This is a genomic window from Microbacterium sp. M1A1_1b, assembly GCF_053345565.1.
In genome coordinates, this window is record NZ_JBKFAJ010000002.1 from 702,567 (window position 1) to 718,909 (window position 16,343).

At 72.2% G+C, this 16,343-nt stretch carries 16 protein-coding genes; 14 read left to right on the forward strand and 2 right to left on the reverse strand.

Annotated elements, in window-relative coordinates; all coding sequences use genetic code 11:
* Positions 1-4: 4 nt before the first annotated feature.
* From ACLBWP_RS08015 to ACLBWP_RS08060, 10 genes are all read left to right on the forward strand, one after another.
* Complete coding sequence (locus tag ACLBWP_RS08015) at positions 5-1,288, forward strand: ABC transporter permease (protein WP_243561808.1); 1,284 nt, start codon at positions 5-7, stop codon at positions 1,286-1,288.
* Between the two features lie 16 nt (positions 1,289-1,304).
* Entirely contained in the window at positions 1,305-1,808 is a 504-nt protein-coding gene (locus tag ACLBWP_RS08020; RefSeq protein ID WP_279396683.1) for a cytidine deaminase, read from the forward strand.
* A 5-nt stretch (positions 1,809-1,813) separates the two neighbouring features.
* A complete protein-coding gene (locus tag ACLBWP_RS08025) occupies positions 1,814-3,103 on the forward strand; it encodes a thymidine phosphorylase (protein ID WP_447654759.1) in 1,290 nt (429 codons plus the stop codon).
* A 151-nt stretch (positions 3,104-3,254) separates the two neighbouring features.
* Entirely contained in the window at positions 3,255-4,370 is a 1,116-nt protein-coding gene (locus ACLBWP_RS08030; RefSeq protein ID WP_447654760.1) for an adenosine deaminase, read from the forward strand.
* 4 nt (positions 4,371-4,374) lie between these two features.
* Positions 4,375-4,821, forward strand: a complete 447-nt coding sequence (locus ACLBWP_RS08035; RefSeq protein WP_447654761.1) for a PTS sugar transporter subunit IIA — start codon at positions 4,375-4,377, stop codon at positions 4,819-4,821.
* Positions 4,818-5,105: a PTS sugar transporter subunit IIB gene (locus tag ACLBWP_RS08040; RefSeq protein WP_243561603.1), complete on the forward strand. Its 288-nt coding sequence runs from the start codon at positions 4,818-4,820 to the stop codon at positions 5,103-5,105. Before ACLBWP_RS08035 ends, ACLBWP_RS08040 begins: the two co-directional genes overlap by 4 nt.
* A gap of 9 nt (positions 5,106-5,114) precedes the next feature.
* Positions 5,115-5,942, forward strand: a complete 828-nt coding sequence (locus ACLBWP_RS08045; protein ID WP_447654763.1) for a purine-nucleoside phosphorylase — start codon at positions 5,115-5,117, stop codon at positions 5,940-5,942.
* A 44-nt stretch (positions 5,943-5,986) separates the two neighbouring features.
* Positions 5,987-7,648: a phospho-sugar mutase gene (locus ACLBWP_RS08050; RefSeq protein WP_447654852.1), complete on the forward strand. Its 1,662-nt coding sequence runs from the start codon at positions 5,987-5,989 to the stop codon at positions 7,646-7,648.
* Between the two features lie 224 nt (positions 7,649-7,872).
* On the forward strand, positions 7,873-8,301 hold the full coding sequence (locus ACLBWP_RS08055; RefSeq protein WP_447654764.1) for a hypothetical protein: 429 nt from the start codon (positions 7,873-7,875) through the stop codon (positions 8,299-8,301).
* 273 nt (positions 8,302-8,574) lie between these two features.
* Positions 8,575-8,832, forward strand: a complete 258-nt coding sequence (locus tag ACLBWP_RS08060; RefSeq protein WP_447654765.1) for a hypothetical protein — start codon at positions 8,575-8,577, stop codon at positions 8,830-8,832.
* Between the two features lie 104 nt (positions 8,833-8,936).
* On the opposite strand, the gene ACLBWP_RS08065 is transcribed toward ACLBWP_RS08060, so the two are convergent.
* Both ACLBWP_RS08065 and ACLBWP_RS08070 read right to left on the reverse strand, forming a co-directional pair.
* Positions 8,937-10,718, reverse strand: a complete 1,782-nt coding sequence (locus ACLBWP_RS08065) for an ATP-binding protein (protein WP_447654766.1) — start codon at positions 10,716-10,718, stop codon at positions 8,937-8,939.
* Between the two features lie 79 nt (positions 10,719-10,797).
* Positions 10,798-11,622 (reverse strand): Maf family protein, encoded by an 825-nt coding sequence (locus tag ACLBWP_RS08070; RefSeq protein ID WP_447654767.1) that lies wholly within the window; start codon positions 11,620-11,622, stop codon positions 10,798-10,800.
* A gap of 14 nt (positions 11,623-11,636) precedes the next feature.
* Between ACLBWP_RS08070 and ACLBWP_RS08075 the strand changes: the two genes are divergently transcribed.
* The 4 genes from ACLBWP_RS08075 to ACLBWP_RS08090 all read left to right on the forward strand — a co-directional run bounded on the left by ACLBWP_RS08075 (position 11,637) and on the right by ACLBWP_RS08090 (position 16,091).
* Positions 11,637-12,896 carry a class I SAM-dependent RNA methyltransferase gene (locus ACLBWP_RS08075; RefSeq protein WP_447654768.1) on the forward strand — a complete coding sequence of 420 codons (1,260 nt, stop codon included), beginning with the start codon at positions 11,637-11,639 and terminating at the stop codon, positions 12,894-12,896.
* 160 nt (positions 12,897-13,056) lie between these two features.
* Positions 13,057-13,719 carry a response regulator transcription factor gene (locus ACLBWP_RS08080; protein ID WP_308221871.1) on the forward strand — a complete coding sequence of 221 codons (663 nt, stop codon included), beginning with the start codon at positions 13,057-13,059 and terminating at the stop codon, positions 13,717-13,719.
* A 72-nt stretch (positions 13,720-13,791) separates the two neighbouring features.
* Positions 13,792-15,042 (forward strand): sensor histidine kinase, encoded by a 1,251-nt coding sequence (locus ACLBWP_RS08085; RefSeq protein ID WP_447654769.1) that lies wholly within the window; start codon positions 13,792-13,794, stop codon positions 15,040-15,042.
* A complete protein-coding gene (locus ACLBWP_RS08090) occupies positions 15,039-16,091 on the forward strand; it encodes a hypothetical protein (protein WP_243561592.1) in 1,053 nt (350 codons plus the stop codon). Before ACLBWP_RS08085 ends, ACLBWP_RS08090 begins: the two co-directional genes overlap by 4 nt.
* Positions 16,092-16,343 lie beyond the last annotated feature (252 nt).

Here is a 16,343-nt window from a genome sequence, read left to right on the forward strand (position 1 = left end):
CACCATGAGCCCCACCGCCCCCGCGCCGCACGCCCCCGTGGCGGAGCGCGCGGTCGAGACCACCCGCAGCTGGAAGCTGCCGATCGCCTACGCCGTCTTCACGGTCGTCGCGCTCGTCTTCTTCGTGCTGCTGCACCGTTCCGGCGACGCCACCTTCCGGCTCGCCAACGCGGGCGACTTCGTGCAGCTGCCCGACGTGCCGCTGCCCGCCACCGGCACCGGGATCGTCGTCACGGTCCTGCTCGCCCTGACCACCGTCGTCGCGATCGTGCAGGTCCGCGGCTTCCGCAAGGTCCCGCTGTGGGTCACGTCGGTCTTCGCGCTGCTGTTCGTGGTCGGGTTCCTGGCGTGGGCCGCGGCCGGCGCCACGATCCCGCTGCCCGGCCTGCTGGTCGGCGCGCTCGGCCTGAGCGTCCCGCTGGTGTTCGGCGCGCTGGGCGGTGTGATCTCCGAGAAGGTCGGCGTCGTCAACATCGCGATCGAGGGGCAGTTCCTGGCCGGCGCGTTCGTCTCCGCGATGATCGGCTCGCTGACCGGGTCCGCCTGGGTCGGCCTGGTCGGTGCCCTGGTTGCCGGCGTGCTCGTGTCGTTCGTGCTGGCTGCCTTCAGCATCAAGTACCTGGTCGACCAGGTCATCGTCGGTGTCGTCATCAACGCCTTCATCTCGGGTCTGACGGGATTCCTGTACTCGCAGGTGCTCTCGCCGGCCGAGCAGACGCTCAACACGGGCATCCGCTTCCCGGTGCTGCCGATCCCGGTCCTGCACCAGATCCCGGTCATCGGCCCGGTGTTCTTCGAGCAGAACGTCATCGTCTACCTGGCGTACATCGCGGTCGCGGTCGTCACGTTCGCGCTCTTCAAGACCCGCTGGGGTCTGCGGCTGCGTGCCGTCGGCGAGCACCCGCAGGCGGCGGACACCGTCGGCATCAACGTGCTGAGCACCCGGTTCTGGAACGTGTCGCTCGCCGGCGCGATCGCGGGCCTGGGCGGGGCGTACTTCACGCTCGGCTCCGTCGGCCCGTTCGCCAAGGACATGACCGCGGGCGCCGGCTACATCGCGCTCGCCGCCGTCATCTTCGGTCGGTGGGACCCGATCCGCGCCACCCTGGCCGCGCTGCTGTTCGGCTTCGCGTCGAACCTGCAGAACGTGCTCGGGTCGATCAACTCGCCCGTCCCGAGCGAGTTCCTGCTGATGCTGCCCTACGTGGTGACGATCTTCGCGGTGGCCGGCCTGGTCGGGCAGTCGCGTGGTCCTGCCGCCAGCGGCAGACCGTACGTCAAGAGCTAGCCAGGAGGCCCGGCACATGACCCACACGAACGCTCCGGGTGACCAGACGGCCGGCGAGCCCGCCTGGACGGACCCGGCCACGGCCCTCCAGTCCGACCCGGCGGTCGACGCGAGCGTCGACGTCGACTGGACCGCCCTGCGGCAGGCCGCGACCACGGCCATGGGCCGTGCCTACGCGCCGTACTCGTCGTTCCCGGTGGGGGCTGCGGCCCTGACCGACGACGGCCGGATCGTGTCCGGCTGCAACGTCGAGAACGCGTCGTACGGGGTGACCCTGTGCGCCGAGTGCTCGCTCGTGTCGCAGCTGCACATGACCGGCGGCGGCAAGCTCGTCGCGTTCACGTGCGTGGACGGCGACGGCGCGACCCTGATGCCCTGCGGGCGGTGTCGTCAGCTGCTGTTCGAGCACTCCGCCGAGGGCATGCTGCTGGAGACCGTCTCCGGCGTCCGCACCATCGACCAGGTCCTGCCCGACGCGTTCGGGCCGCGCACCCTGGTCACCTACCAGCAGGAGCACTGATCCCCATGGCCGTCGAGCCGTTCGACACCGTCGACCTGATCCGCACCAAGCGTTCCGGTGACGCGCTCAGCACGCCCGAGATCGACTGGCTGGTCGACGCCTACACGCGCGGCTACGTCGAGGACCCGCAGATGGCGGCCCTGGCGATGGCGATCTTCCTGAACGGGATGGAACGCCGCGAGATCAAGGACCTGACGCTCGCGATGATCGCGTCGGGGGAGCGGATGTCGTTCGCCTCGCTCGGCAAGACCACGGTCGACAAGCACTCGACCGGCGGTGTCGGCGACAAGATCACGCTGCCGCTGGCTCCGCTGGTGGCGTCGTTCGGCGTCGCCGTGCCGCAGCTGTCCGGGCGCGGGCTCGGGCACACCGGTGGCACGCTCGACAAGCTCGAGTCCGTGTCGGGCTGGCAGGCCGCGCTGTCGAACGAGCGGATGATGGACGTGCTGGCCGACGTGGGCGCGGTCATCTGCGCCGCCGGCTCGGGGTTGGCTCCGGCCGACAAGAAGCTCTACGCCCTGCGCGACATCACCGGCACGGTCGAGTGCATCCCGCTCATCGCGTCGAGCATCATGTCGAAGAAGATCGCCGAGGGCACCGGTGCGCTCGTGCTCGACGTGAAGTTCGGCTCCGGCGCGTTCATGCCGACGTACGCGGCGTCGAAGGAGCTCGCGCAGACGATGGTCGACCTCGGCAACGACGCCGGTGTCGCCACGAGCGCCCTGCTGACCGACATGGAGGTCCCGCTCGGGCTGACCATCGGCAACGCCCTCGAGGTCCGCGAGTCCGTCGAGGTGCTCGCCGGCGGGGGACCTGCCGACGTGGTCGAGCTGACCCTGGCGCTGGCGTCCGAGATGCTGCGGCTCGCCGGGCTGCCCGACGCCGACCCCGCGGCGGCCCTGGCCGACGGGCGGGCGATGGACAGCTGGCGCCGGATGATCCAGGCGCAGGGCGGGGACCCCGACGCGGCGCTGCCCGTCGCCCGCGAACAGCACGTCGTGACGGCGCCGACGTCCGGCGTTCTCGCCGAGCAGCAGGCGCTGCCGTTCGGCGTGGCCGCCTGGCGGCTCGGTGCCGGACGCGCGCGAGCCCAGGACCCGGTGCAGGCCGGTGCGGGCATCGAGCTGCACGCCAAGCCCGGCGACACGGTGACCCAGGGGCAGCCGCTCTGGACGCTGCACACCGACGACGCGTCGCGCATCCCGCGGGCGCTCGAGTCGCTCGAGGGGGCGTGGTCGATCGGCGAGTCGGCCGCGGCACGCGGGCCGATCGTGCGCGAGCGCATCGCGCACTGACCCGTCGGCTGGCCGGCTGCGCCGTACCGGACGTGCGCCGCACCGGACTGGAGGCTCCGCACCGGACCGGTGGGGAGCCTCCAGTCCGGTGCGCCCAGCGTTGTGCACCGGCGCCAGCGCGGAGTCGGTGACCACCGCTAGCCTGGTCCCCATGAGCGCCGACGCCGTCCCCACGTACCGACTGCCCGACGCGGGCGCCGTCATCAACGACCTGCCCAAGGTGTCGCTGCACGACCACCTCGACGGCGGGCTTCGCCCGGCGACGATCATCGAGCTCGCGGCCACCGACGGCGTCACGCTGCCCACGACCGACGCCGACGAGCTCCGTCAGTGGTTCGCCGACCAGTCCGACTCCGGTTCGCTCCTCGAGTACCTGAAGACGTTCGACGTCACCACCAGCGTCATGCAGACCGCCGACGGGCTCGAGCGCGTCGCTCGCGAGTTCGTCGAGGACCTGGTCGCCGACGGCGTCGTCTACGGCGAGATCCGCTGGGCACCGGAGCAGCACCTGCAGCGCGGCCTGACGCTCGACCAGGCGGTCGAGGCCGTCCAGGCCGGCATCGAGTCCGCGGTCGACGCCGCCGGCGGAGCCATCCGGATCGGACAGCTCGTCACCGCGATGCGGCACGCCGACCGCGCCCTCGAGATCGCCGAGCTCGCCGTGCGGCACCGCGACCGCGGCGTCGTCGGGTTCGACATCGCCGGGGCCGAAGCCGGCTTCCCCGCCGCGAACCACCGTGCCGCCTTCGACTACCTGGCGTCCGAGCTCTTCCCGGTCACGGTACACGCGGGCGAAGCCGACGGCCTGGCGTCGATCCGCAGCGCACTCGTCGACGGTCGGGCACTGCGCCTGGGGCACGGCGTCCGCCTGTTCGAGGACGTCACCCTGTCGGACGCCGGCGACGGCTCGACGTTGGCGTCGCTCGGCGAGGTCGCGTCGTGGGTGCGCGACCGCGAGATCCCGCTCGAGGTCTCGCCGTCGTCGAACCTGCAGACCGGGGCGATCGCCGCGTGGGGCGACGACCTCGCCGACCACCCGTTCGACGTGCTCTACCAGCTGGGCTTCCGGGTGACGGTGAACACCGACAACCGACTGATGAGCAACACGACGCTCACCCGCGAGCTGGCGCTGCTCGCCGGCACGTTCGGCTACGACCTCGACGACCTGGCCGCGTTCCAGATCAACGCGGCACTGTCGTCGTTCCTGCCGCTCGAGGACCGCGAGGAGATCATCGCGCTGATCACCTCCGGGTACGCGGAGGCCTGAGCCGATGCCGCTCCCGCCGCTCTCCGACGCCGCCGTCGTGCTCGGCGCGACCACGCCGTCGTGGCGTGACGCCCTCCGGCTCGCCGGCGGCGCCCTGGTGGCCTCGGGGGCGGCCACCGACGAGTACACGGACGCCATGATCGCCATGGTCGAGGAACACGGCCCGTACATCGTCATCTCGCCCGGACTGGCCTTCGCGCACGCCCGCCCCGGGTCGTCGGTGCTGCGCGACGGGCTGTCCGTGGTCACGCTCGCCACGCCGGTCGCGTTCGGGCACCCCCACAACGACCCCGTCAGCGTCGTGCTCGGCCTGGCCGTCGCGGGGATCGGCACGCACCTCGAGTCCATCGGCGAGATCGCCAACCTGTTCAACGACGCCTCGGTGACCTCGCGCCTCGCCGCCGCCACCTCGGCGTCCGACGTGCGCGCAATCATGGGGGTCTCGGCATGAAGATCGTGACGATCTGCGGCGCGGGCATCGGCTCGAGCGGCATCCTGAAGGTCAACGCCGAGAAGGCCCTGGCGACGCTCGGCCTCTCCGCCGAGGTCGTGGCGGCCGACGTGGCATCCGTGCGACAGGTCTCCGACGACGCGAACGTGATCCTGACGTCGCAGGAGTTCGTCGCGGCGATCGGCGACACCTACGCCGAGGTCATCGTCATCCGGAACCACTTCGACCAGAGCGAGATCACCGCGGCTGTGGAGAAGTCCCTGGGGGATCCGACCGCCCCGTAGCATTGCGGCATGGCAAGCACGAACCCGCTCAACGACCCCTCCGTCGACCCCTTCGACGTCGCTCGCGATGCCGCCGCCGTCATCGCCACGACGTCCGGCATCGAGCGGCACGACATCGCCCTCACGCTCGGTTCCGGGTGGGGCAAGGCCGCCGACCTGATCGGTGAGACCGTCTCCGAGATCCCGGCCGACCAGGTCCCCGGCTTCAGCGCGTCGGCGGTGCCCGGACACTCCGGCACGGTCCGGTCCATCCGCCTGGCCGACGGGCGGCACGCGCTCGTCATCGGCGCGCGCACGCACTACTACGAAGGCCACGGCGTCCGTCGGGTCGTGCACAGTGTCCGTACCGCGGCAGCGACCGGTGCCGGCACGATGGTGCTGACGAACGGAGCCGGTGGCATCAAGGAACACTGGACGCCCGGCACGCCCGTGCTCATCAGTGACCACATCAACCTGACGGCGGACAGCCCGCTCGAAGGCGCGACGTTCATCGACCTGACCGACCTGTACTCCGCCCGGCTGCGGGACATCGCGCGCACGGTCGACCCCTCGCTGGACGAGGGCGTCTACACCCAGTTCCGCGGGCCCCACTACGAGACCCCGGCCGAGGTCCAGATGGCCAAGACGATCGGCGGGCACATCGTCGGCATGTCCACCGCGCTCGAAGCGATCGCCGCGCGCGAGGCCGGCATGGAGATCCTGGGCTTCTCGCTCATCACGAACCTGGCAGCCGGCATCCAGACGACGCCGCTGTCCCACACCGAGGTGCTCGAGGCCGGTCGTCAGGCCGAGCCGGTGATCGCGGACCTGCTCGCCCGGGTCGTGGCTGCACTGTGACCGGGTACGCCGGCCCCTCGGACGGCGCGATCGCCGACGGTGACCTGACCGCCGACACCACGCCGCTCGACACCGCGCGGGCGTGGCTCGTGCAGGACCCCGACCCCGAGACCCGCGACGCGCTCGACGTCGTGGTCGCGGCGGCCGGCAGCGGGGACACGTCGGCCCTCGCCGAGCTGCAGGAACGGTTCGCCGGTCGGCTGCAGTTCGGCACGGCCGGGCTCCGCGCCGAGCTCGGGTGGGGACCGCTGCGGATGAACCGCGTGGTCGTCACGCAGGCCGCCGCCGGGCTCGCGCGCTTCCTCATCGACACCGGTCGTGACCGCAGCGTCGTGATCGGGTACGACGGCCGGGTGAACTCCGACGTCTTCGCGCGCGACTCCGCCGAGGTCATGCGGGGCCTGGGCCTCGACGTCACGCTGCTGCCATCGGCGCTGCCCACACCCGTGCTGGCGTTCGCCGTCCGGCACCTCGGCGTCGGTGCCGGTGTGATGGTCACCGCGAGCCACAACCCACCGCGTGACAACGGCTACAAGGTCTACCTCGGTGGCGACGACGACGGTTCGCAGATCGTGCCGCCCGTCGACGGTGCGATCGCCGCGGCCATCGATGCCGTCGCGGCAGCGCCGCTGGGGGATCTGCCCAGGGCGACGGACTTCGTCGTGGCGGGTACGGACCTGGTCCAGGCGTACGTGGCCGCGACGGCCGCGATCGTGCCGGCCCCGGCCCTCCCGGTCGATGCGCAGCCGCGCGTCGTCTACACGGCCATGCACGGGGTCGGGTGGCAGACCGCCCGCGCGGTGTTCACCGCTGCCGGGTTCGCTGAGCCGGCCGTCGTGACCGAGCAGATCGAGCCCGACGGCTCCTTCCCGACCGTGGCGTTCCCGAACCCCGAAGAACCGGGAGCGATGGACCTGGCGATCGCCCGCGGCGTGGCCGTCGGCGCCGACCTGGTCATCGCGAACGACCCGGACGCCGACCGGCTCGCACTGGCGATCCCGGACGGTGCCGGATCGTACCGGCGGCTCTCCGGCAACGAGGTCGGGTGGCTGCTCGGGTGGAGCGCGGCCAAGCGTGCGACAGCGGCAGGGCGCTCCGGTGTGCTCGCCGCGTCGATCGTGTCGTCGCCGGCGCTGTCCCGGGTCGCAGCCCGACACGGTCTCGGGTACCGCGACACGCTCACGGGCTTCAAGTGGGTCTCGCGCGTGCCCGACCTGCTGTTCGGGTACGAAGAAGCCCTCGGCTACCTGGTCGACCCCGACGTCGTCCGCGACAAGGACGGCATCTCGGCGGCGCTCGTGCTGCTCGACCTGGCGACGTCCGTGGCGGCGGCCGGTTCGAGCATCGCCGGGGAGCTCGAGGCCTTCGCGACGGAGTTCGGTGCGTTCGCCTCCGGGCAGGTCGCGACCCGGGTGGACGACCTCGCCCGCATCGGCACGATCATGCAGGAACTCCGGTCGTCGCCGCCGTCGATGCTGGGGCAGCTGACCGTGCTCCGGAGCACCGACTACGCCGGTGGGGTGGACGGCTTCCCGCCGTCCGACATCCTGCGCTACGACCTGCAGGGCGAGGCGCGGGTCATCGTCCGCCCGAGTGGCACCGAGCCCAAGGTGAAGGTCTACATCGACACCGTCGCAGGGACGCCCGCCCAGGCCCAGTCGCTGGTCGATGCCCTCGCCGAGGCGATCCGCCCCCGCGTGTCGTAAGGGCCGCGGGCTCCGAGGCCCGGCCGCCTGGCCGCCCGGCGTAGGCCGGCCGCCTGCTTCGCACCCCCGCACGAACATCGCGCCCCGTCTCCTCGGGGCGCGATGTTCGTGCGGGGGTGCATTGTCGATCAGCCCGCTCCTCCACAGCGGAGGCTCCGCTCAGCCCCGTCCACCGGCTCGCTCGGTCAGTCCCCGGCACCCGTGACGAGTGCGATCGTCGACCGATGTGCATCGAACTGGTCTCCACGGGCGCCGGCATGGACGCCGCGTCAGCCGCTCAGGTCCGACGCAGTGCGGACCGCGGCGTCCTGGTCAGGGTCCGCCGAGGGCACTTCGCAGACGCGACGCAGTGGAACGGAGCGAGTGCACGTGATCGTCACGCAGCGCTCGTCCGGGCCGTGGACTGGCTGCCCGGATCGGGGCTCGTCGTGTCCCACCGATCGGCCGTCGCGCTGCACGGCCTGCCGTGGATCGGCGCGTTCGGCGACCACGTGATCGTCACCGACCCGTCGCGCGACCGTGGGCAGAGCAAGGGTGTCATCCGGCGAGTCGGTACGGCGGGCCGGATCCCGGACATGGTGCTGCTGTCGGGGGTCGCGACCACGTCCCTCGTCGTGACGGCGGTCGATGTTGCGCTCTCGGAGCATCCGTGACGAGCGATCGTCGTCCTCGACGCCGTCCTCCGTCGTGGCATCACACGAGCCGCCCTGTGCGCGGAACTCGCCAGTCGAGGCGCGGCACGAGCGCGGCGGCGTGCTGCGGAGCTCATCGAGGTCGCTGATGCCGGGGCAGAGTCACCCGGCGAGAGCATCACGCGATGGGGTGCGCACGTCCTCGGGGCACCAGAGCCGGTCCTGCAGCACGCCTTCGACACCGAGTGGGGCGGGCAGGAGCGGGTCGACTTCTGGTTCCCTGCATCGGGCACGGTGATCGAGTTCGACGGTGACGTGAAGTACCTGGATCCTCGACTCCGGAAGGGGCGGTCGCCTGACGAGGTCGTCGTCGAAGAGAAGCGACGCGAGGACTCCCTCCGCCGGAAGCCCGGGGTCATGCACTTCGGCCGAGTCGTCTGGGCTGATGCCATGCCGGGCGGGCAGCTGCCGCGGCGACTCCACGACGCCGGGGTCGCTCTCGGGCCGAACTGGGCGGGTGCTTGGCGTGCCGCAGCGCTTCGCGCCCTCTGAAGAACATCGCGCCCCGTGGCAACGGGGCGCGATGTTCGTGCAGGGGTGCTAAGCGGCGCGGCGCGGCGGCCGGCGGCCGCGCCGCGGCCGCGGCCGCCCCGCGGCTACGCGAGCTCGAGCAGGACGTGGCCGGACGAGATCGTCTGGCCGACGGGGGCGTTGAGCGACGTGACGACGCCGTCCTTGTGGGCCTGCACGGGCTGTTCCATCTTCATGGCCTCGAGAACGACGAGCAGGTCGCCCTTCACCACGGTGTCACCCTCGGCGACCGCCAGCTTCACGACGGTGGCCTGCATCGGCGAGGTCACCGCGGCACCCGAGGACGCCAGGCCACCGCGCACGGCAGACGACCGACGACGCGGGGGAGCGGACGGACCGGCCGGGCGACGACCCGCGGCACCGGCAGCGCCACCGCCGACGATCGCGGGCATGGTGACCTCGATGCGCTTGCCCTGCACCTCGACCACGACGGTGTCGCGCTCGACGGGCGACGGCAGTTCCTCGGGGGAGCCGCTCCACGCCGGGATCTCGTTGACGAAGTCGGTCTCGATCCACTGCGTGTACACGCTGAACGGGACGTCGTCGGGGGTGGCGAACGCCGGGTCGGACACGACGGCGCGGTGGAACGGGATGACCGTGGGCAGCCCGGCGACCTCGAACTCGGCAAGGGCACGACGCGACCGCTCGAGCGCCTCGGCGCGTGTGGCCCCGGTGACGATCAGCTTCGCGAGCATCGAGTCGAACGACCCGGAGACGACGTCACCCGACACCACGCCGGAGTCGACGCGCACGCCGGGGCCGGACGGTGCGTGGAACACGTGCACGGGACCGGGCGCCGGGAAGAAGTTGCGGCCGGCGTCCTCGCCGTTGATCCGGAACTCGAACGAGTGCCCACGCGGCGCCGGGTCGTCGTAGTCGAGCACGCCGCCCTCGGCGATGCGGAACTGCTCGCGCACCAGGTCGATGCCGGTGACCTCTTCGGACACGCAGTGCTCGACCTGCAGGCGCGTGTTCACCTCGAGGAACGACACGGTGCCGTCGGCCCCGATGAGGAACTCGCACGTGCCGGCACCGACGTAGCCGACCTCGCGCAGGATCGCCTTCGACGAGTCGTAGAGTGCGGCCGTCTGGGCGTCGGTCAGGTACGGCGCGGGTGCTTCTTCGACGAGCTTCTGGTGGCGGCGCTGCAGCGAGCAGTCGCGCGTCGACACGACGACCACGTTGCCGTGCTCGTCGGCCAGGCACTGGGTCTCGACGTGCCGGGGCTTGTCGAGGTACTTCTCGACGAAGCACTCGCCGCGTCCGAAGGCGGCGATGGCCTCGCGCGTCGCGGACTCGAACTGCGCTTCCACCTCGTCGCGCAAGCGCACGACCTTGAGGCCACGGCCGCCGCCGCCGAAGGCCGCCTTGATCGCGACGGGCAGGCCGACCTGGTCGACGAAGTCGACGACCTCGGACACGTCCTGCACCGGCTCGATGGTGCCGGGGGCGAGCGGCGCGCCGACCTTCTCGGCGACGTGGCGCGCGGAGACCTTGTCGCCGAGGCGCTCGATCGAGTCGGGCGACGGGCCGATCCACACCAGACCCGCGTCGATGACCGCGCGGGCGAAGTCGGCGTTCTCGGCCAGGAAGCCGTACCCGGGGTGGACGGCGTCCGCGCCGGAGCGACGGGCGACCGAGATGATCTTGTCGATCACCAGGTACGTGTCGGCGCTGGTGGTGCCGTTCAGCGCGTAGGCCTCGTCAGCGAGGCGTGCGTGCAGGGCGTCACGGTCCTGGTCGGCGTAGACGGCGACCGAGGCCTTGCCAGCATCGCGGGCCGCACGGATGATGCGGACGGCGATCTCGCCGCGGTTCGCGATGAGGACCTTGCTGATACGGGGCATGGTAAGCCAGCGTATTCGTGCAGCGCACCCGTGAATTGAGCGGCATCCACAAAGAACGACCCCGAAGCAGTGTGGATGTCTACAGTGCCCACAGGTCGTGCCACGCCACGCCGAACCCACGCAGCAGCATCGAGCGCAGGACCGGCAGCGACAGTCCGACCACGGCCGACGGGGCGCCGTCGATCCGGGTGATGTACGCCGCGGCCCGGCCGTCGATCGTGAACGCCCCCGCCACCTCGAGCGGTTCGCCCGTCGCGACGTACGCGTCGATCTCGTCCGGGGACACGTCGTCGGCGAAGGTGAGCACCGCACTGTCGACCGCGACGACACGGTCGCTGTCGACGACGAGCGCGGACCCGCCGGGCGCGACGTCACGGAGCGCGGCGAGCGGGTCCGGATCTGCCACCGGGTCGGCGCCGGCCATCGCGTCGGCACCGGCCACCGGGTCGGCACCGCGACGGACAGGAGGCGCGGTGCGGGCCGCACCCGGGCCTCCCGTCCGGACCGCGGCCGGGTCCACGTCCCGGCGCCGGTCCACCACACAGTGCCCGCTCCACAGCGTCCCGCCGCCGGCGGCCAGCATCCCCCGCCAGCGCTCCCGAGCGACCTGTGGGTCGTGGGGCTTGCCGTACAGACGCCCGTCGACCTCGAACGCCGAGTCGCCCCCGAACACGAACCCGTCCACCGGCGACCCTGCGACGGCGGCGTCCGCGACCGCCGACGCCTTGGCCATCGCGAGCAGCGACACGAGTTCGGGTCCGGTCAGGGCGCGCCCGAGTCGCGCCGACTCGGCGGCCGCGGCGGCGTCCTCGTCGACCCCCGGCGACACCAGTACCGGCTCGATGCCGGACTGGGCGAGCAGGGCTCGGCGGGCGGGGGACGTACTCGCGAGGTACAGACGCATGGGAACATCGAACCATGGGTGAATCGGTCGGAACGCTGCTCGAGCTCGACGTCACCGGGATCGCCCACGGCGGGATCTCGGTGGCACGACACGAGGGGCGCGTGGTGTTCGTCTCGGATGCGATCCCGGGTGAGCGCGTGGTGGCCCGGGTGACCGAGGACCGCAAGAAGTCGTTCTGGCGCGCGGACACGGTCAGCGTCGTCACGCCCAGCGAGCACCGCGTCGACCACGTCTGGCCCGAGGCCGCGCTCGACCGCGACCCCGCTGAGCGTCCCGGCGGCGCCGAGTTCGGCCACATCGCGCTGGCCCACCAGCGCACGCTCAAGCACGACGTGCTGGTCGACGCGTTCGCGCGGTTCGCCCACCTCGACCTTGCCGAGACGCTCGGTCACGACGTCGTGGTCGAGGCGGCACCCGGCGACGACGCGGCGAACGGCCTGGGCTGGCGCACCCGCGTCCGGCTGCACGTCGCCGAGGACGGCACGGCCGGCCCCTTCGCCGCCCGGTCGCACGACGTGGTCCCGGTCCGTTCGCTGCCCCTGGCGACCGCCGCCGTGCAGCAGAGCGCCCCACTCGGCCGTGCCGCGATGCCCGGCGCGTCGGTCATCGACGTGCTGGCGCCGAGCGGCGTCGACGGAGCGCGCCTGGTCATCGACGACCAGAAGCCGACCGTCATCACCGAGACGGTCGGCGAGCGGACGTTCCAGGTCGACGACACCGGGTTCTGGCAGGTGCACCACGCCGCGGCGGCCGTGCTGACCGAGGCCGTGCAGGACCTGGTCGACCGCGAGCGCCTGGATGCCGAGGGCACCCACCTGGACCTGTACGGCGGCGTCGGACTGCTGGCGGCGGCGCTCGGCGACCTGGTCGGCCCGAAGGCACGCATCACGAGCGTCGAGAGCTCCGGCCGGGCGACCGAGCACGCGCAGGAGAACCTGGCGGAGTGGATCGGCGCCCGCGCCGAGACCGCCCGGGTCGACCGCTGGCTGGCCCGCACCGCGTCGACCGCCACGCCCGCCGAGCGGCAGCGGTACCGCGCGGGAACGATCGTGCTCGACCCGCCGCGCTCCGGAGCCGGGCGAGAGGTCGTGGTGCAGATCGCGGCACTCCAGCCGGCGCAGGTCGTCTACGTCGCCTGTGACCCCGTCGCCCTGGCGCGTGACGTCGCCACGTTCGCCGACCTGGGCTACCGGCTCCAGGCGCTGCGGGCGTTCGACCTGTTCCCGCACACGCACCACATGGAGGCCGTCGCACGCCTCGTGCCGATCGCATAGCGCCGGGTGGCCGGGGCGGGGCTCAGACCCCCTGGCGACCTGGGTATCCTCGTTGCTGACGACAACCCGGTTTCAGGGGCCGGGCCCGTCGGAACGAGAGGTCACCGTGCCAGCAGAAACGACCACAACCACAGGGACGACCGGACTGACCACCAGGCCGGTGCGCGTCGCGATCGTCGACGACCACGAGTCCGTCCGGCTCGGCATCCAGGCCGCGTGTCAGAACGAGGGCTTCGAGGTCGTGCTGACCGCGGCGAGCGTCCCCGAGTACATCGCGAACCTCGACGGCCGCGAGGTCGACGTCGTCGTCCTCGACCTGTCGCTCGGTGACGGCTCGACCGTCACCGAGAACGTCAAAGGCGTCCAGGGCACCGGGTCCGCCGTCCTGGTGCACAGCATCGCCGACCGCGTCGCGAACGTGCGTGAGGCGCTGGCAGCAGGGGCTGCCGGCGTGATCCCGAAGTCCTCGGCGACGAAGACCGTGATGGCGGCCGTCGCCACCGTGGCGCGCGGTGACGTGCTCAACAACCTCGAGTGGGCGAGCGCGATCGACGCCGACCGTGACTTCGCCAAGGCGCAGCTGGGTCGCCGTGAGCGCGAGATCCTGCACCTGTACGCATCGGGTCTGCCGCTCAAGCTCGCGGCACAGCAGCTCGGCATCGGGTACTCGACCGCCCGTGAGTACCTCGACCGCATCCGCGTCAAGTACGTCGAGGTGGGGCGTCCCGCGCCGACCAAGGTCGACCTGCTCCGTCGTGCGGTCGAGGACGGCATCCTCCCCGGCCTCGACTCCGGGCTGGACACCGACGGCGACGGGCGCTGACCCGACCATGGACCGTCGATCCGCGGCGGGCGCTGACTCGACCATGGACCGTCGATCCGCGGCGGTGACTCGATGACGACCGAGGTCGCACCCTTCGGGTCGGACCCCGCACGTGGCGTGCGGGCGACGATCTCCGAGCGGTCGGTCGAACGGGTGCTCTCGATCATGCTCGCCGTCGGCGGCGTGTGCCTCGGGCTGGTCAACGCGGCCCAGGTGCTCGACCAGCTCCCGCACCTCGATCCGTTCTGGGGTCCGGTCGCGGTCGGCGTCTTCGGCGCGGCGCTGCTGTTCGTGGGTGCTTCGGCGTTCGCCCCGCAGCTGGCGCAGCCGGCGCAGATCGTCTGCGCACTGCTCTTCGTGGTCGCGCTCTTCACCTGGCCAGCGACGGTCGTCGATCCGCTCGACCCCGGCAAGGCGCCGTGGCCGTGGTGGTTCTGCAACGTGGGGACCATCGCGGCCGCGATCGGCATGGCGCCGTGGCGCGCGACCGTGTACAACGTCGTCGTGCCGGCGGGGTACGTCGTCATCCGGATGCTGCCGGCCGGTGGTGGTCTCGGGTTCACCCGTGCGCTGCTGGACGGCGTGTACGTCGCGATCCTCGGTGGCGCGGGGCTCGTCATCATCGTCGTGCTGCGTCGTGCAGCCGCGGCGGTCGACACGGCCCAGGCGACCGCGGTCCGGCGGTACGCCGATGCGATCCGCGCGCACGCGACCGAGGTGGAGCGTGTGCAGGTCGACTCGATCGTGCACGACAGCGTCCTGACGACCCTGCTGTCGTCCGCGCGCGCCGACACGCCCGACGGCATGCAGCTGTCCGCGCGGATGGCCAGGAACGCGATCGACCACCTGGGCGCGGCGGCTGCCGACGCCCCGGGCGACGTGCCGCCCGTGACCCTGGTGGAGCTCCGACAGCGGATCGCCGCGGGCGTCGCTGCCCTGGCGGCCCCGGTCCGCGTCACGGCGGCCCCCGCCGGTGCCGCCGCCACGAGTCTGCCGGCGTCGGTGGCGGACGCGATCGCATCCGCTGCGCTGCAGGCAGCCGTCAACAGCGTGCAGCACGCCGGCGACTGCGTCGACCGGTGGGTGGCCGTCCGACACGTCGACGGTGACACGGTGCGGGTCGAGGTCGGGGACGACGGTGCCGGTTTCGACGTGGGCTCGATCCCGCCCGAGCGACTCGGCGTCCGACGGTCGATCATCGAACGGGTCGCGACGGCGGGCGGGGTCGCACACATCGACTCGGCACCGGGAGCCGGGACGCGGATCGTGCTGACCTGGACCGGGACCCAGCGGCACGATGACGACGAGGAGCTCCGCGGATGAGGGTCTCGATCCCGGCGAGCATCGCGACCGGCCTGGCGACGCTGTTCTCCGTCTACCACCTGGTCCTCGCACTGACGACACTGCCGCAGATGACCTCGGTCGGGCCGGTCGTGGCGTGCATGGTGCTGTACGCGGCTGCCACGGGTGCGGCGCTGTTCGTCCGCGGGCGTGCGCTGCCCGTGTGGGTCGCGTGCTTCTCGCTGGCGACGGTGGTCGCGATCCCTGTCGTCGCGTCACCCACGGTCGACGTGGGCGAGCCGCTCGGCCACACCACGTGGTGGGTCGCCGCCGTCTGCACGCTGATGGTCGTGCTGGCGGTCCGTGGGCGGGCACCGTTCGCGTGGGCGGGGGTCCTGTTCCTGGCCGTCTACACGCTGTTCTGGGCGGGCCCGGGCGCGCTCGTGTCGCTCGGCGTGCTCGGCAGCACCGCCTGGTTGGGCGTGGCGTCGGTGTTCACCGCGGCGATGAACCGTGCGACCCGCGTCACCCGGGACTTCATGCGGGCCGAACAGGAGACCGCCGACTGGCAGGCCGCCCAGGACGCGCACGTGTTCGAGCGGCAGTTCCGCCTGAGCCAGACCACGCGGATGGCGCTGCCGATGCTCCAGCGCATCATCGACGTCCGCGGCGACCTGACCGAGGACGAGCGCACCGAGTGCCTGCACCTCGAACAGGCCATCCGCGACGAGATCCGCGGTCGCTCGCTGTTGTCCGACGACGTCCGCGACGAGGTGATGCGCCTGCGCCGGCGCGGGGCCGTGGTGCAGCTGCACGACGACGGTGGTCTCGACGAGTTGCCGGTCGACGACCTGCGTCGCATCCACCTGCGCCTGGCCGATGCCCTCCGGCAGGCCCACGACGCCGACAACGTCATCGTGCGCACCGTCCCCGAGGGCTCCGGCGCGGCCGTCACGGTCGTGGGCCTGCGGCTGGACCTGGCGGCGAGCGAGTCGGCGGCGCTGGGCGCAGGCAACGACGACGACGAGGACGGCGACGAGGACGACTCCGTCGCCCTGTGGCTCGAGATCCCGCGGCACGAGTCCGTCTGAGGCGGCCGGGGCCGCCGACCCGGTCTGGAGGCTCGGTGTGGGTCCGCCACGGACCTCGCCCGGGCTGGCCGGTCACGTCGCCGGATCCGGATCCGGATCCGGAGCCGAACGTTGAGTGGTCGCAGATCGTCGGTCCGCAGGACTCGAGCCGACGCTCTTCGACCAGTCGGCGGTACTGAGCGGGGTGTCGCGACCAGTCGGCCGTGGACGACGAGGGAACGGGGAACGGGCCGGCCGGAGAACCCGACCGGC

What these genes read in the sequence shown, in the direction of transcription:
- ACLBWP_RS08035 (WP_447654761.1), top strand. Translation starts at nt 4,375, where the DNA reads ATGCCGCTCCCGCCGCTCTCCGACGCCGCCGTCGTGCTCGGCGCGACC.
- ACLBWP_RS08070 (WP_447654767.1), bottom strand. Translation starts at nt 11,622, where the DNA reads ATGCGTCTGTACCTCGCGAGTACGTCCCCCGCCCGCCGAGCCCTGCTC.
- ACLBWP_RS08015 (WP_243561808.1), top strand. Translation starts at nt 5, where the DNA reads ATGAGCCCCACCGCCCCCGCGCCGCACGCCCCCGTGGCGGAGCGCGCG.
- ACLBWP_RS08075 (WP_447654768.1), top strand. Translation starts at nt 11,637, where the DNA reads ATGGGTGAATCGGTCGGAACGCTGCTCGAGCTCGACGTCACCGGGATC.
- ACLBWP_RS08020 (WP_279396683.1), top strand. Translation starts at nt 1,305, where the DNA reads ATGACCCACACGAACGCTCCGGGTGACCAGACGGCCGGCGAGCCCGCC.
- ACLBWP_RS08045 (WP_447654763.1), top strand. Translation starts at nt 5,115, where the DNA reads ATGGCAAGCACGAACCCGCTCAACGACCCCTCCGTCGACCCCTTCGAC.
- ACLBWP_RS08090 (WP_243561592.1), top strand. Translation starts at nt 15,039, where the DNA reads ATGAGGGTCTCGATCCCGGCGAGCATCGCGACCGGCCTGGCGACGCTG.
- ACLBWP_RS08040 (WP_243561603.1), top strand. Translation starts at nt 4,818, where the DNA reads ATGAAGATCGTGACGATCTGCGGCGCGGGCATCGGCTCGAGCGGCATC.
- ACLBWP_RS08055 (WP_447654764.1), top strand. Translation starts at nt 7,873, where the DNA reads ATGTGCATCGAACTGGTCTCCACGGGCGCCGGCATGGACGCCGCGTCA.
- ACLBWP_RS08085 (WP_447654769.1), top strand. Translation starts at nt 13,792, where the DNA reads ATGACGACCGAGGTCGCACCCTTCGGGTCGGACCCCGCACGTGGCGTG.
- ACLBWP_RS08025 (WP_447654759.1), top strand. Translation starts at nt 1,814, where the DNA reads ATGGCCGTCGAGCCGTTCGACACCGTCGACCTGATCCGCACCAAGCGT.
- ACLBWP_RS08065 (WP_447654766.1), bottom strand. Translation starts at nt 10,718, where the DNA reads ATGCCCCGTATCAGCAAGGTCCTCATCGCGAACCGCGGCGAGATCGCC.
- ACLBWP_RS08030 (WP_447654760.1), top strand. Translation starts at nt 3,255, where the DNA reads ATGAGCGCCGACGCCGTCCCCACGTACCGACTGCCCGACGCGGGCGCC.